Source organism: Corynebacterium sp. HMSC074H12 (assembly GCF_001813755.1).
In the GTDB taxonomy this organism is placed as follows: Bacteria; Actinomycetota; Actinomycetes; order Mycobacteriales; family Mycobacteriaceae; genus Corynebacterium; species Corynebacterium hiratae.
Genome location: NZ_KV813884.1, coordinates 1 through 14,625, shown reverse-complemented (window position 1 = coordinate 14,625; position 14,625 = coordinate 1). Strand labels below are relative to the sequence as shown.

Here is a 14,625-nt window from a genome sequence, read left to right as displayed (position 1 = left end):
CTCAGCCATCAGGCGCGCAGGACGATGACCAGGTTAGAGGTGAGGAACTCGCGAAGCACCGGCACCTTGGTCACCCACCAGGCCCAGGCAGGGTGGTAGCGCGGAAAGGCTGCGAGGAGCTGCGAGCCTTGCGACGTCACGCCCCGCGCCCAGTCCAGACCTTCGCGTGCGGAGAGCGCGAAGAGCGAGGTGCCGAAGACGTTCTTCGGCGGGTGGCCGTGGCGGCGGATATAGCGGTCGCGGGCGAACTCGCCGCCCACGTAGTGCTCCCACAGGCCGGTTTCATGCCCGCCGAAAGGTCCCAGCCACACCGTGTAGCTCAAGACCACCAGCCCGCCGGGCTTGGTTACGCGCAGCATCTCCTCGCCCATGGCCCACGGGTTGGGGATGTGCTCGGCCACGTTGGAGGAATACGTGATGTCGAAAGTGTTATCCGCGAAGGGCAAGCTAGTGCCGTCGCCGCGCACTGCTTGGGCCACTGAGATGCCGGCGGCGGCCATTTCACCCACGTCCGGCTCCAGCCCCACATAACTGGCACCGCGCTGAGCAAAGGCGGAAGCGAAATAGCCGGGACCGCCCCCGACGTCGAGCACGCGCGCGCCGGTGAGGGAAAGGGAGTGGTCGCGGGAGAGGGCGTCGACAAGCGCGGCGGTGTCCTCAGCCAGACCGCCATAAAAGATCGCGGGCGCTGTCTGCTCAAAGCGGAAGGAGCGCAGCAGCCGCCAGGAGCGGCGCAGTGTGGCCAAGGCACGAGTGCGTTTCATAACCCACTAGGCTAAAGCATCGTCATGAGAATCCTTCTTTTGTGCTGGCGCGATTCCACCCACCCGCAAGGTGGCGGTTCCGAGCGCTATCTCGAGCGCGTCGGCGAGTACCTCGCCGCCCAGGGCCACGAGGTGGTCTTCCGCACCGCGCGCCACATGAACGCCGCCAAGCGCGAGCGCCGCAACGGCGTGCTTTATTCGCGCGCCGGGGCCAAGTTCAGCGTGTATCCGCGTGCGTTGTTGTGGATGCTGTTTGGTGCGCGCGGCGCTGACGTCGTGGTGGATACCCACAACGGCATTCCCTTCTTCGCGCGCCTGGCCACCCGCGCGCCCGTGGTGATCCTGACGCATCACTGCCACCGCGAGCAGTGGCCGGTGGCCGGGCCCGTGCTGGCGCGGCTGGGGTGGTTCCTGGAATCCCGCGTGGTGCCCGCGCTGTATCGCCGCAACACGTGGGTGACGGTCTCGGAGGCCTCGAAGCGCGACTTGGAGAAGTTGGGGATTCACGGCGCGCACATCATTGAGAACGGCGTGGACCCCCTGCCGTCTCACGTGCCCACCTTGGAGCGCGAGGCTGACATCCACCTGGTGACGCTGTCGCGCCTGGTGCCGCACAAGCAGATTGAGCACGCGATGGACACCGTGGCGCGGATTCCGGGCGCGCTTCTCGACGTCATCGGTTCCGGCTGGTGGGAATCTCACCTGCGCGAGTATGCGCGCGCCCACGGGGTGGAAGACCGCGTGCGCTTCCGTGGTCAGGTGACGGAGGATTATAAGCATGCGCTGCTTGCGCGCGCCGACGTACACCTCATGCCTTCGCGCAAAGAAGGCTGGGGTCTGGCAGTCATGGAGGCGGCCCAACATGGGGTTCCCACGGTAGGTTATGCATTTGGCCTGCAAGACAGCGTTATCGACGGTGAGACCGGTGTCCTGGTGCAGCGCGAGGAGGAGTTCGCGCAGGCCGTGCGCATGCTTGTCGACGACCTCCTCCTCCGCCACCGTTTAGGACACGCAGCGCGCGAGTTGGCGGCTACTTTTTCGTGGGAGAAAACCGGCGCGCGCTTCGAAGAGTTGCTAGAAGCGGAAGTGCGCACCAGGCGGTGCTAAGCCCCCACGGGGCGGGTGCCGGTTGCGCGTTCGTGGTGGCGACGATGCGGCCGTCCTCGACGACCGCGCCCACGCCGAGTTCTTCCAACCGGTCGAGGTTGCGGTTGTCCCAGGCCTCTGCGGCCGCTAGGTAGCGCGGCGATGGCTCATCCACTGTCACACCGTCGACGGTGAGCTCGCCGGAGTCGAGTTTGTTGGCGGCTTTGGAGTAGGGGTCGAGGGCGATGCCGCCGTCGAGCGTGATCATGGCGGGGCGGTCGGCGAAGAAGGTGAGGCGCCCGTCGAGGTCTTCGACGAGCTGGCGGTCGATGCCCGTTTCGCGTGGGCGTAACACGGCGAGTTCCCGCGGTGCATCGGGTGCCTGGAGCAAGCAGGCGCACAGGGCGAGCGCTGCGGGAAGCTGGTGCAGGGCTCCGATTCCCGCGACGGCCAGCGGCAGGGCGAGAAAGGTGAGCTTGGAGGAATCACGCACCAGGCCCGCGCCTGGGATGTGCTCGACGGCGAAGGCGATGAGACCGGGGGCGAGTGCGCCGAGGATGGCCAGGCCCATGCCAAGAACCGCCAGGACTGCCAGCGGGCGCAGCTCGCGCCGGGGCAGGCGGGTGGCGCCAAGAATGGCGAGGGCGGCGACGGCCAAGCCTGCCAGGGCGAACCCCTGCTCGCGGGAGGCCGGCACCGCCGCGGCATTCCAGATGCCGCCGAAGCCGAGCAGCGAGCCGACCGCACCCACGTAGGCCTCCGCGCGCGGGGCGAAGGCCGCGGCCTGGGCGGCGGGGTCGCCGGGAGCGGCAGGGGCGGTGAGAACACCGCCCACGAGGCTTGGAACCAGCCACGGCAACCACAACAAGACTGAGCCGCCCGCGAAGAGCCACCTTCTTCGCCCCTCGCGCTCACAGGCAACCGCGATGAGGCCCCCGAAGAGCCCGCCGGTGGGCGTCAAGGACGCGGCCCACAGCGCTAGCCACGCCACGCGCGGGCGCGCGTTGAGGCAACCCCACGCGATCACGGGCGCTAACCACGCGGCCATCGCCAACGACCACTGGCCCTGCAGGAGGCGCTCGATGACGAAAGGATTGGCCACCGCGCACGCCATCGCCGCGGCTGCTGCCCACGGGCTGAACTGTGTGCGCTGGCACGCCCACAGACCGGCTACCCACGCCGAAGCGCTCGCAGCAGAAAGGATAAAAACCCTGGCCATCCATGCCCCACCGAACATGGCCAGCACCCCGTCTTGCGGTGCGTTGCGCGCGGGCAGGTCGCCGGCGCCGAAGGCAGAGGCGGTGAACGCCGGGTGCTCAAGCAACACCATGTCGCGCCACAGGAACTCGCCGGGTAGCACGAAGGGCCAACACACCGCGAGCACGAGCGCTATACCCCACGCACCGAGGGCGGCGCGCATTGCAAGGGAGGCCCGGGACGTAGTCACGGGCGCCTACGCGCTCTGGGCGGCATGACGGCGCATGAACATCGCGGCCGCCACCGCCAACAATGCCACGCCGATGGCCTTGCCCAGCCAGCCGATGAGGCTCAAGACCTTGACCGTGTCGATGACCCCGCGAACCGAGTCGAGGCGTTCGGCGCGGGTGGAGTCGGACCAGGAGAGGGGGACGTCGAGAAGCGCGCGTTCTTGTGTGTCATCGGCGTCGACCATGGCCTGGGCCTGGCTCGCATCCGTGGCCCAGAAGATGCGCGGGTGTTCCTCCTCGTTGACGATGGTGCCCGTCGTGGGCTCTACCCATACCGTGCGGCTCACCGCGTAGAAAGGCTCGAGGATGACGTGCGAATTCGGCTTGAGGTTGTAGCGCTCAAGGGATTCCTGCGAGTAGAAATCCCCCGCCGGGCCGGAGCGCTGGTTGTCGAAGGCGAAGACCTCCGCGAGGGGAACCGGCGCGACATCCTGGTGGAAGACATAGGTCGGGATGCCGTCGAGCTTCTCATCGCGCAAAAAATCGATGGGCTCCGCGTCCTGGGGGAGCGGGTCGAAGAAAGGATAGGAGCGCTGCTCCGCGCCAGCGGGGAAGAAGTAGCTGATGCCATCGCGCTCGATCCGGTCCTCCACCTGCACGTCGAAGGCAGACAGCTCGATGTGCTGCGTGGTGTTCGGGCCTGCTACCGGGTAGGTGGACTCGCGGTTGAGCAGGGATTCCTCGGTGATGTGCGCGAAGGTCTCGCCATCTACGGTGAGCGTGGTGGTGGACTCAGCGTGGGCCACGGAATCCTTCTCCGCGGGGGCGGTAGTGGTGTGGCGGGTGAACTCGACCCCGTCCTGTTCCGCGCGGACCGTGATGTCGAGGTCCCTGGGCAATGGGCGGGACTGGTTGTTATACAGCGGCGGAAGGATGGACCCGAGTATGAGGAATACCGCGGCGGCAATCGTCACCTGCGCTAGGCGGGAGCGAAGGAACACGTCAGCTCCGATCGGTCGAGGGATTCACTGCAGAAATAGTATCGTAGTGGGCCATGCGCTTTCTCCCTGAGCTCGAAGGCGTGCGTGCGCTGGCTGCATTGGCAGTCGTGATCACGCACGTGTCCTTCCAGACGGCAACCGGTTGGGCCTGGGCTGAGCGCTTGGATTATGGGGTGGCGGTCTTCTTCGTGCTCAGCGGTTTCTTGCTGTGGCGCCGGCGGCATGCGCACACGGCGGGGCAGTATCTTCTTTCTCGTGTGGCGCGTTTGGCACCGCTGTATGTGGTGTGCGTGGTGGCGGTACTCGCCTTGCTTCCCGACGCTTCCCCCTTAACCTTCCCGCAAGTCATCACCAACCTGACCGGCACGCAGCTCTATATTGCTGACGGCTTGGTTCCCGGGTTAACGCAATTGTGGTCGCTGTGCGTGGAGTTCGCCTTCTATGCGGTGTTGCCGTTGTTGGCGTGGTTGTTGGATAAGCTCTCGGCGCGCCCGCGGGTTGCGGTTATCGCCGGTGTGGGAGGTCTGAGTTTGTTCTGGGGCTTCCTGCCCTTTGTAGCCGGGTATGAATCTGGCGATATCAACACGCAGATTTGGCCGCCGGCGTACTTTTCGTGGTTCGCGGTGGGAATGTTGGCCGCGGAGGCTGAGGCGGCTGGGGTGCGCCTGCGCGCTGGGCGCATTGTGCGGCTCGCTTGTTGGGTGGTGGCCGCGGGCTGCGTGTGGCTGGCCAGCCGCGAGTGGTTCGGCCCGCAGGGGTTGGTCCACCCGGAGCCTGGCGAGTTTGCGCGCCGCATTGCGGTGGGCGCAGTGTGCGGGGCCTGCATCGTGGTGCCGGTAGCGCTGGCGCCGCGCGAAAGCTGGCTCTCCTCCGCTGTGATGCGGGCGCTGGGCCGCTGGTCATATGGGGTTTTCATGTGGCATGTGGGGGTGCTGGCCATCGCCTTCCCGCTGTTGGGTGTGTCTGCCTTCTCGGATGCTGCCTGGGATTTCGCGGTGGTGCTGGCTTTTACGGTGGTGGTCAGCTGCGTGCTGTCTGCTGCGACCTACGTGCTTGTCGAGGTCCCCGGCCGCGACCTCATCCGCTCCCTCGCCTTTACACGCGGTCGCATCACCGTTCCGCGTTCGCTGCCCCGCCTCGCCTCCGATTCTGCGAGCGCTTCCGGTTCCGGATCCCGTTCCAACGCTTCTGGCTTTACTAATTCTGCTTCCTAACTAGTCTTCTTAGCCTTGCCTCCGGTTTCGCAGAAGGCATCTTGCAAAGGACATCAGTCAAAAGGCGTCTTTGCTCCTAAAAACGCCATTTTCCCCTTCTAGATGGCGTTTTTAGCCCTAAAGATGCCTTCTGTAGGGCGCCTTCTGTGAGATGCCCTTTGAGAGGTGCCTTGTGCGGAACACCATGCGCAGCGAGTCCGCGTTTAAACCAGTGGCCTGGAAGGCTGCAGCAGGGGCGGATAGCCATGTGCAGTAGGGCCGCGTATCTAGGACGTGCGGCGGGACGGGAGGCAGGCACAGGTAATGGCCGCGACGCAGAGCAGTTGCACGAGCAGCGAGTCGCCGGCGTAGCCCTCCGCGGGCCAAGGTGCGCGGGCGAGCATCGCGCCCGCGGCAAGGGTGAGCATGCCCGCCAGATAGTCGGAGCGCAGCGTGGTCCAGCGGGTGATGGCCCACGCCGCGGCAGCGGCGGCCACACCGGGCAGACCTGCGACGAGAGCCATCGTTGCCGCGATGAGCAGGGCTAGCAGGACACGCGCCGAGGTAGACGAGTGAGCAACACGGGCGGGCGAGGGCGTTTGGGAAGCTGCGGAGGATGCCGGGAGGGCGGCATCGGCGACTGGGCTGGTCGAGGTTGTGTCGTGTGCTGCGTACGTCCCGGACGAAGCAGTGGAAGCAGTAGGCGAGGCGGGGGCAGCGGCTTGGGAGCGGGGGCCGCGGGCCATGACGAGCAGACACAGCGCGGTGGTCAGCGCGGCGAGCGCGCCGCCGAGGCCGAGGCCCACGCGGTAGGCACGGTCGGCAGCGAAAGACATGTGGAAGGTGCCGCCGGCACCGGCGGGAATGAGGAAGGCTTGCGTGTCGGCATCGATGGAGCGCGGCTCGAGGGGCAGCGGTTGCGAGCTGGAGGCCGGCGTCGAGTCCGGCGCTGAGTCTTGTGCCGAACCTGACGTCGAGACCGCGGCTGTGCTGGGGGAGCGCAGCTCGCCGCGCAGGCCCTCGTTGAATGTCCGGCCCGTGATGAGAAGGCGGTCGTGGTCGGCGGGCTCGATGGGCGAGCCGGAAGCGAGCGGGGTATAGCCGGAGTCGGCGGAGGACCCGGCTGCGGCGGCTTCCTGCTCAGAAGAAGTGGCTGAATCCGCAGAAGATGCACGCGAGGAGGCGGGAAGGGGCGCGGGCAAGGAGGACGCGGTATCGGTCAGCGCCGCCCAATCGCCGGTGGTGCGCACGAGGTGCTGACCGGCGGGCAGGTCGAGGGTGGAGTTGGGGGCGTGGGGGGAGCCGTCGATAAGCACTGTCTTCTCACCGGAGACCCGCACTGTCATGTCGCGCGGGGTAGTAAAGGAGCGGATGAGGATGTGCTCGTTGTCTTGCTGGAAGAGGAACTGCTCGGCATCGGGCGAGGTATCGGGCACGGTGATGAGGCGCCGCGGGGTGGGCTGGTCCACGATGGACGCCTCCGCAATCCCGGTGCGGCGCTGCGGCTCGATGCGGATGGTGGAGGCCTTCGCGCCGGGCACGCGAATATCGCGGGCGCGGTAGGCCTCCATGGTGACCGTCACCTTGGAATCGCCGTTGTGGATGGTCACCTCAGTCGTGCCGGTGGTCATTAGACGCAGCGTGGGCGAGGTCCACGTGGAGTCGGAGTGCAGCTCCAACCAACCGGAATCGCCGGGCGCTGGCCACCAGGCAGTGGAGTTTTCGCCGTCGACGGCCGCGGTAAGAGAGCGCGCCGGGTTCGCCCCGCCGAAGGCCGAGGCATCGGCGGCAGAGGACGATGCGGTGACGCGGCCATCGTGCTCCACCACCTGGGTCAGCGGGCCGGCGGAGGGGTAGTCGCGCAGCCGGTTGCGCACCGTCGATGGGTCGCTAGGGGCCAGCGGCGCGGAAACCGGGCCGGAGAGCGTGCCGTAGTTGCGGTCGCGCAGCACAGGCGTATCGGTGATGATGTCCGCGTCGGAGGCGACGAGCTCGTGAGGGCCGGAGAGGAGCGCGAGCGATTCCCCACCGCCCGCCACGCGCGGCGGATCCGCAGGAGCCAGGTTCATGGAGAGGCCGCGGTCGAAGACAACGACGTCGACCTCCCCGAAGGTGTGGACCTCGCCCGGAATATGGGTTGCAGAACCAGAAATCAGGTCGTGGCGCACCGCGACGGCCCCGATACCGAGGCGCTGCAACACATAAGGCGCGGACGCGGGATCACGGGAAATCTGTGCCATCGCACCGTCCAGGCCACGGATAGCCTCGGGCGGGATGAGGGGAACGGCGTCGCGGACGGCCCAGGGGACGTCGAGAAGCGGCTGCGCCGGCTCGTCACGCGTCCAGCCCCAGTCCTGCCGCGCAAAGGAGGCCGGGGGGTAGATGAGCACGCGCGTATCCAGCGAGTTCATGAAAGAGGCGGCTTCGTGCCAATAGGCGGGAACCTCCTCGTAGGCGCCCTTCGGCAGCAGCCGGCCTGCCCAGGCGGGGGCGGTCGCGCCCACCACCACGAGGCACACCACAAGGCCCGCTGCTTCACGACGCCCCGGGGACAACGTCCGCGGCAACCTCACCCGGGCGGCAATCGCGGCCACGCCGAGCAGCAGCGGGAGGCGCACCAGCGGGTCGAACTTGTGCACGTTGCGCAGCGCGGCCAGCGGGCCGTCGAGCGCGTCGAGGTACCAGGCGGCATGCGTGCCCAGTACGGCCACGCCCACGAGCAACATCGCAGACCAGAGGCGCGGCAGGCGGGACAGGCCCACCAGGCCTAAGGTGGCAACGCTCACGGTGACGAGCACGAAGACCGGCTCGGTGGCCAGCTCATTGCCGGCGACGCGCTCGGTATCCACAAACGGCGCCCAGCTGGTGGTGCCGCGCAGGATTTCTGCCAGGTTAAGCCAGCGAGTGGTTACGCCGGCGGACTCGATGAATTCCGTAAAGGGCGGGGCATAGCGGCCCAAGATGAGCAGCGGGATAATCCACCACGCGGATACCGCCGCGCAACCGGCCAACCAGGCCAGGCCAGTCTTGCCCGCGCGCCGCCACAACAGAATCACACCCGCCGGCAAGCAGGCAGCCAGCGTGGCCGTGGCGTTGACCGCGCCCATGTACGCCACTGCGACGACCGAGGGCGCGGCATCCCGCCAGCCCAGTGTGCCCGGCCGCAGGAAGGGCAGCAGCACCCAGGGTGCTAGCATGACCGGCCAGGTCTCCGAGGAAATCGCGCCCAGCGTGGTCAGCGTGCGCGGGGAGAGCGCGTAGAGGAGGCTGCCCATCAGCGCGGCATAGCCCGGCGCGGCGGGAAGTACTGTGCGGACCACGCGGAAGAAACCCAGAAAGCCCACCGCCAGGACTAAGAACCACCAGGCGCGCTGCGCTATCCAATCCGGAAGTGGATCCGCCAGCAAGAAGAACAAGCCCTGCGGGAAGAGATAGCCATAGGCCTGGTTCTGTAGCTGGCCCAGCGTGAAAGTATCGGTATAAGCATGCAGCGCGCCGGCCAAAAACCCAGCCGGGTTGGCCACCAGATCGTGCTTGGTATCGGCGGCGGTCAGCCCCCACGGCTGCACCAGAACCACGAGGGCTAAAAAGAAAAGCCCCCCGATGCGTGCGCGCACGCTACTCGCGGGAGCCGTACTCCGGCCCGCCCATCACGGCGTCGGAGGCCTTGACGGAGTTATCGTTCGGTACGGCATCTGCCTGCGAGAATTGGGCAATGCCCAGGATGGTTACGACTCCCAGCGCCACGCCGACGACCGCGCTGCCCAGGGCCGGGCCCAGGGTGCGCTTGTTGAGGGAATCGCTGTCGAATGCCATGGCGCCAGATTCTAGCAGCTAAAAGCTGCCTTTAGGAGTCGCTTTCTTCCGCGTCGTCCTCATCGTCGTTCTCCGGCGGCACGATGAAGACCGGCAGACCGGCGTTGCGCACGATGTACTCCGCCGTGGAATTCGTCCACAGCGAGCGGAAGCCGGTGAGGGCGCGAGTACCGGTGACGATGACGTCGATGTTGAGTTCTTGGGCGGCGTCGACAATCGCGCTCTGAATCGTCGTTACGGATTCCACCAGGTGGGCATGGCCCCGCAGCCCCAAGGTCTCCGCCTTGGCGATGCCCTGGCGGCAGATGGCGAGGGCCTCCTCGTAGGCCGGATCGTCCTCCACGCTCTCCGGCGAGACCGTGGATTGGTGCAGCCCGGTGCGGCTGACGGCGCGGGCGGCCTGGCGCGCGGACGGCTCCCACGCGGTGAGGATCTCGACGTCGGTGGGGCGCAGGAGCCGCGCGGCGTACTCGAGGGCGCGGTCGGCGCGGTCGGAGCCGTCATAGGCAATGAGCATGGTCTCTCCGTTATTCATGTGGCCATCCTAACAACCAGGTGTTGCCCGCGCGGGTGCTTCAGGCACACTGGTGGGCATGAGAAAAGCAATGCCCGCCCTCTTGTTGAGTGCTAGCTGTGCGCTGAGCGCGTGTAGCGAGGAGCCCGTGCTTTCCGACGCCCCGCCCAGCGAAACCAGCGCCGCGCCCACTAGCGCCGCGTCGGGGGACTCGACACCACAGGAAGCCGCGCCCGAGGATGTTCGCGCCCGCGCCGCCGCCAAGCTCATGCCGCCGGCACTGAACTACGAGGATGCCCGGGCGAAGCTGGAAGCCGGTGTAGGTGGGCTCTTCATCCCGAGCTGGGCCGACCCCGAGCTGCTCAGCGATGGCCCGCGGGGAGTGAACGCTTTGCGCGAGGAAATGGGCCGCGACTTCGAGGTCTCCATCGACTTCGAGGGCGGGCGCGTGCAGCGCTTTTCCGAAATCTTGGGCGACTACCCCTCCCCGCAGGCCATGGCGGAGGGCCATAGCCCAGAAGAGGTCGAGGCCCTAGCCACGGAAATCGGGCACAGCCTGCGCGCCCACGGCGTGACGGTGGACTTCGCCCCGGTGCTCGACGTGGATGGGGGAGACCTGGAGGTCGTCGGCGACCGCGCCTTCTCCACCGACCCGGAGGCCGCCGGCGAGTATGGCGCGGCCTTTGCCCGCGGGCTGCAGGCTGCCGGCGTGAAGGCCGTGTTCAAGCACTTCCCCGGCCACGGGCGCGCCTCCGGGGACACGCACCTGGGTGAGGCCGTTACCCCGCCCCTGGAAGACCTGTATGACCGCGAGTTCGTGCCATTCCACACGGCAATCCCGCAAGCTCCGGAAGCAGCGCTCATGATGGGCCACCTCGTGGTTCCTGGGCTGGGCGAGGAGCCGGCCTCCCTCAACCCGCGGGCCTACCAGCTAGCCCGCGAGGAGCTAGGCTTTGAGGGCACGATTTACACCGATGACCTGGGAGGAATGGCCTCCATCTCGGAGAACTTCAGCGTGCCGGAGGCCGTGGCCGCAGCCCTCGCCGCCGGGGCCGATATGCCGCTGTGGTCCACCGACGAGGACATCAACGCGGTCATCGATGCGGCCGCCGAAGTCGTGGCCCAGCAGGAGCGCGACTAGTAAAAACTAGCTGGCAGACGTTAATCTCGTACACGTGAAAAAGGCAATCGGACACAGGCAGCAGCGACGCAAGGGACTCCAGGTGACCCTTGGCGTGCTCGTCGGCCTCCTACTCATCGCCGGCATCGCCTATGCATGGGACGTGATGGCCAACCAGCACAAGGTTCCGCGCGCGACGTCGGTCGGCGGCGTGGACATCTCCCGCATGGAGCGCACCGCCGCGGTGGAGAAGCTGGAGCAGGAACTCGGGGATGTCGCGGCCCAGCCCGTGGACATTCGCGCCGGGGAGAAAAGCTCGCAGCTTATCCCCCAAGACTCCGGCCTGAGCCTGAACTACCAGAAGGCCGTCGATGGCATTCCTGATGCCTCCCTGAACCCCTTCTCGCGCCTGTACAGCTTCATCAAGCCCACCCAGGAGATCCCTGTCGCCGTGGACGTCGATGAGGGCCAGCTTTCCGGGGAGCTCGAGCGCGTCGGCAACGAGCTGAAGGTCGAACCGGAGGATGGAAACCTGGAGCTTATCGACGGCTCCCTCAAGGAGACCAAGCCCAAGCTCGGCCAGGCGGTGGAAGAGGGGGAGCTGCACGAGGGCGTCGTTAAGCACTGGCTCGACCCCGAGGGCGTTGAGGTTGAGCCGATGGTGGTGGAGCCTCAGATTAATGATGAGGCGATTGAGGCCATGCGCACCGGGGATGCCGCCCGCGCGCTGGATAACCCGCTGACCCTAAAGGGCGAGAACAACACCGCCGGGACCCTGCGCAAGCCGGAGATTTCCCAGTTTGTGTCCATCGCGGCCGAGGAGGGCGAGCTGCGCCTCAAGGTGGATAAAGACCGCGCGCGCGAGCTCTTCCAAGAGCGCATGCAAGGCTCCGAGGTGCCCGGTACTAACGCCAAGATTTCCTTCAGCGGCAACGACAAGCAGATCACGCCCTCGGTGGATGGCTCCATCATCGACTGGGAGAAGACCTTCGAGGGCTTCGAGGACCGCGTCACCAGCGAGGATGACCGCGAGTGGGACGCCGACTACAAGCCGGACCCGGCGGACTTCACCACGGAGATGGCGGAGAAGGCCACCTTCGATGAGACCGTGTCCGAGTTCTCCACCGGCGGTTTCTCCGGGGCCTCCGGAACCAATATCCGCCTGGTGGCCCAGCAGGTCAACGGTGCCGTGGTCAACCCGGGCGAGACCTTCTCCCTCAACGGCTACACCGGTCCGCGCGGCACGGCGCAGGGCTACGTGGAATCCGGCATCATTATCGACGGCCACGCCGGTACCGCCGTGGGCGGCGGCATCTCCCAGTTCGCCACCACCTTGTACAACGCAGCCTACTTCGCGGGCATGGAGGACGTCGCGCACACCCCGCACTCCTATTACATCTCGCGCTACCCGGCAGGCCGCGAGGCCACCGTCTATGAAGGTGCTATTGACCTGCAGTTCAAGAACACCTCGAACCACCCAGTGCGCATCGAGACTGACTTCGGCAGCGAGATCACCGTGCGCTTCAAGGGCGTGAAGACGGTGGAGGTGGAGTCCATCAACAACGGCCGCTGGGCCAAGACCGAGCCGCAGCGCAAGTCGGTGCGCGAGGACTGCTCGCCGTCGTCTGGCGCGCCGGGCTTTACGACGTCCGATACCCGCGTGATCAAGGATCTGTCCGGCAAGGAAATCTCCCGGGAGACCACCACCACGGTGTACGATCCGCAGCCCATCGTTACCTGCGGTTAAGCCATGACCCGGCCGATGCACACCGCGGTGAAGGACCCGGCGGACGTCGATCAGCTGGCCCAGCACCCAGTGAAGTTTGGTCGCGTCGCCGGCCTTTTCGCAGCCCACCGCGGCACGCTGCTTGTGGTGGTAGCGCTCATCATCGCGACGTCTGGGCTGACGGTGGTGCAGCCTTTCTTGGTGCGCCGCACCGTGGACGAGGCCATTCCCAACCACGACACCGCACTGCTGTTGTGGCTGGTGGGCGGCATGCTGGCCATCACCGTGGTCTCCCAGGCCATCGGCGTTATTCAGTCCTTTCTGTCCGCGCGGGTGGGGCACACCATCATGCACGAGCTGCGCACGCAGGTCTTTGCCAACCTGCAGCGCCAATCGCTGCAGTTCTTTACCAACAACCGCGGCGGTGAGATTCAATCCCGCCTGACTAATGACATCGCGGCGATGCGCGGCATGGTGACCACCACCGCGACATCCGTGGCCAGCAACCTCACCATGACTGTGGCTACGTTGGTGGCGATGGTGGCGCTTTCGCCTACCCTCTCGCTTTTGTCCCTGGTGGTACTGCCGCCTGCAGTGTGGCTGACCCGCCGCGCCGCCGTTCTGCGCCGCAGCCTCATGGAGAAAAACAGCCGCGCGCAGGCGACGCTGCAGCAGACCATTTCGGAGAACCTGTCGGTCTCCGGCATGCGCCTGGCGGCCACGCTGGGTGCGCAGGAGCGCGTCTATGACGGCTTTGAGAAAACCTCCCGCTCCCTCATCCGTTTGGAGCTGGAATCGCAGTTGGCCGGGCGCTGGCGCATGGCGCTGACGCAAATCATCTTCGGCGTGATGCCGGCCCTGATTTACCTGGCGGCCGGCTTGCGCCCGGGCATTACGATTGGCACGCTCATCGCCTTTTCCACCCTGCAGACCCAGATCTTCCGTCCCATTACCGGCCTGCTCAACGTGGGCGCGCAGTGGGTGGCGTCGATGGCTCTGTTCAGCCGCATCTTCGAATACCTGGACCTGGAACCCGATCTCACAGAGGCCACTCAGCCCGCCCAGCTTGCCGACGCCTCCCTCACCCTCCACCACGTCTCCTACCGCTACCCCGGCACCGACACAGACGCGCTTTCCGACGTCTCCCTGACCATCCCCGCCCACACCACCACCGCGCTTGTGGGGCATACTGGTTCCGGAAAGTCCACGGTGGCCGCCCTTTTGGCGCGCTTGGCCGATCCGACAGAAGGCTCCGTGCACCTGGGCGGAGTCGACCTGCGCGATATTCCGCCGGAGCAGCGCGCGGAGGTCATTGGCGTGGTCTCCCAGGAGACCTACCTGATTCACGGCACGGTGCGGGAGAACCTCCTCTTTGCACAGCCCGATGCCAAAGAGGAACAGATGTGGGCGGCGCTTAACGCCGCGCGCGTGGACGAGGTCATTGCCGCGCTGCCGGAAGGCCTGGACACAGTGGTGGGCTCGCGCGGCTACCGTTTCTCCGGCGGTGAGCAACAGCGCCTCTCGCTGGCCCGCACGCTGCTGCGCCAACCCCAGGTGCTCATCCTCGATGAGGCCACCTCGGCCCTTGACAACGAAACGGAGCGCGCCATCCAGGACGCAGTGCTTGGAGCGGACGCCACCCGCCTGGTCATTGCGCACCGTCTGTCCACCATCCGTGACGCCGACCAAATCATCGTCCTCGACGCCGGCCGCGTAGTCGAGCGCGGCACCCACGCCGAGTTGGTTGCGCGCGGCGGCGCTTACGCGGCGCTGCTTCGCGCCGCGTCCACTACCGGTGACTCTTAAGCTACCTGTGCGACGCCGAGTTGCCGGAGCGGTGGGAGCAAATGCTTCTCTCGGCGGTGATGCTCCAGCGGCGTAACGTCATTCCGATGTCGTTGTAGGGGTGGAGCATCGCAGGTAGAGCTGCTTACCCCCTAAAGTGGCTCTTCCGGTTTCGGGGTGCGTAGCGGGGTGA

11 protein-coding genes are annotated in these 14,625 nt (G+C 66.6%); 5 read left to right on the top strand and 6 right to left on the bottom strand.

The genetic code is table 11. From position 1 onward, the window contains the following. Positions 1–8: 8 nt before the first annotated feature. Positions 9–764: a class I SAM-dependent methyltransferase gene (locus HMPREF2932_RS02550; protein ID WP_071409529.1), complete on the bottom strand. Its 756-nt coding sequence runs from the start codon at positions 762–764 to the stop codon at positions 9–11. 24 nt (positions 765–788) lie between these two features. Between HMPREF2932_RS02550 and HMPREF2932_RS02545 the strand changes: the two genes are divergently transcribed. Beyond that, positions 789–1,871 (top strand): glycosyltransferase family 4 protein, encoded by a 1,083-nt coding sequence (locus HMPREF2932_RS02545; protein ID WP_071409528.1) that lies wholly within the window; start codon positions 789–791, stop codon positions 1,869–1,871. Here the strand turns inward: HMPREF2932_RS02545 and HMPREF2932_RS02540 are convergent. Both HMPREF2932_RS02540 and HMPREF2932_RS02535 read right to left on the bottom strand, forming a co-directional pair. Next, positions 1,795–3,297 carry an MmpA family trehalose lipid delivery protein gene (locus tag HMPREF2932_RS02540; RefSeq protein ID WP_246818609.1) on the bottom strand — a complete coding sequence of 501 codons (1,503 nt, stop codon included), beginning with the start codon at positions 3,295–3,297 and terminating at the stop codon, positions 1,795–1,797. The two genes, HMPREF2932_RS02545 and HMPREF2932_RS02540, sit on opposite strands and share 77 nt — an antisense overlap. Positions 3,298–3,303: 6 nt before the next feature. Then, a complete protein-coding gene (locus HMPREF2932_RS02535; RefSeq protein ID WP_071409526.1) occupies positions 3,304–4,278 on the bottom strand; it encodes a PorA family protein in 975 nt (324 codons plus the stop codon). A gap of 53 nt (positions 4,279–4,331) precedes the next feature. On the opposite strand from HMPREF2932_RS02535, the gene HMPREF2932_RS02530 reads away from it, so the two are divergent. Continuing rightward, complete coding sequence (locus HMPREF2932_RS02530) at positions 4,332–5,492, top strand: acyltransferase family protein (RefSeq protein WP_071409525.1); 1,161 nt, start codon at positions 4,332–4,334, stop codon at positions 5,490–5,492. A 266-nt stretch (positions 5,493–5,758) separates the two neighbouring features. On the opposite strand, the gene HMPREF2932_RS02525 is transcribed toward HMPREF2932_RS02530, so the two are convergent. From HMPREF2932_RS02525 to HMPREF2932_RS02515, 3 genes are read right to left on the bottom strand one after another with little or no spacing between them, the layout of a single operon-like run. Further along, a complete protein-coding gene (locus tag HMPREF2932_RS02525) occupies positions 5,759–9,088 on the bottom strand; it encodes an alpha-(1->3)-arabinofuranosyltransferase domain-containing protein (RefSeq protein WP_071409524.1) in 3,330 nt (1,109 codons plus the stop codon). Position 9,089: 1 nt separating this feature from the next. Then, the gene (locus HMPREF2932_RS02520; protein ID WP_010188604.1) at positions 9,090–9,287 is read right to left on the bottom strand and encodes a DUF2613 domain-containing protein; all 198 of its coding nucleotides are present in this window, start codon (positions 9,285–9,287) and stop codon (positions 9,090–9,092) included. Between the two features lie 31 nt (positions 9,288–9,318). Further along, on the bottom strand, positions 9,319–9,822 hold the full coding sequence (locus HMPREF2932_RS02515) for a universal stress protein (RefSeq protein ID WP_070545827.1): 504 nt from the start codon (positions 9,820–9,822) through the stop codon (positions 9,319–9,321). A 58-nt stretch (positions 9,823–9,880) separates the two neighbouring features. On the opposite strand from HMPREF2932_RS02515, the gene HMPREF2932_RS02510 reads away from it, so the two are divergent. From HMPREF2932_RS02510 to HMPREF2932_RS02500, 3 genes are read left to right on the top strand one after another with little or no spacing between them, the layout of a single operon-like run. Beyond that, positions 9,881–10,942, top strand: coding sequence for a glycoside hydrolase family 3 N-terminal domain-containing protein (locus HMPREF2932_RS02510; RefSeq protein WP_071409523.1), 1,062 nt, complete (start codon positions 9,881–9,883; stop codon positions 10,940–10,942). A gap of 34 nt (positions 10,943–10,976) precedes the next feature. Further along, positions 10,977–12,668: a VanW family protein gene (locus HMPREF2932_RS02505; RefSeq protein WP_210397742.1), complete on the top strand. Its 1,692-nt coding sequence runs from the start codon at positions 10,977–10,979 to the stop codon at positions 12,666–12,668. A 3-nt stretch (positions 12,669–12,671) separates the two neighbouring features. Then, positions 12,672–14,453 carry an ABC transporter ATP-binding protein gene (locus tag HMPREF2932_RS02500; RefSeq protein WP_071409521.1) on the top strand — a complete coding sequence of 594 codons (1,782 nt, stop codon included), beginning with the start codon at positions 12,672–12,674 and terminating at the stop codon, positions 14,451–14,453. Positions 14,454–14,625 lie beyond the last annotated feature (172 nt).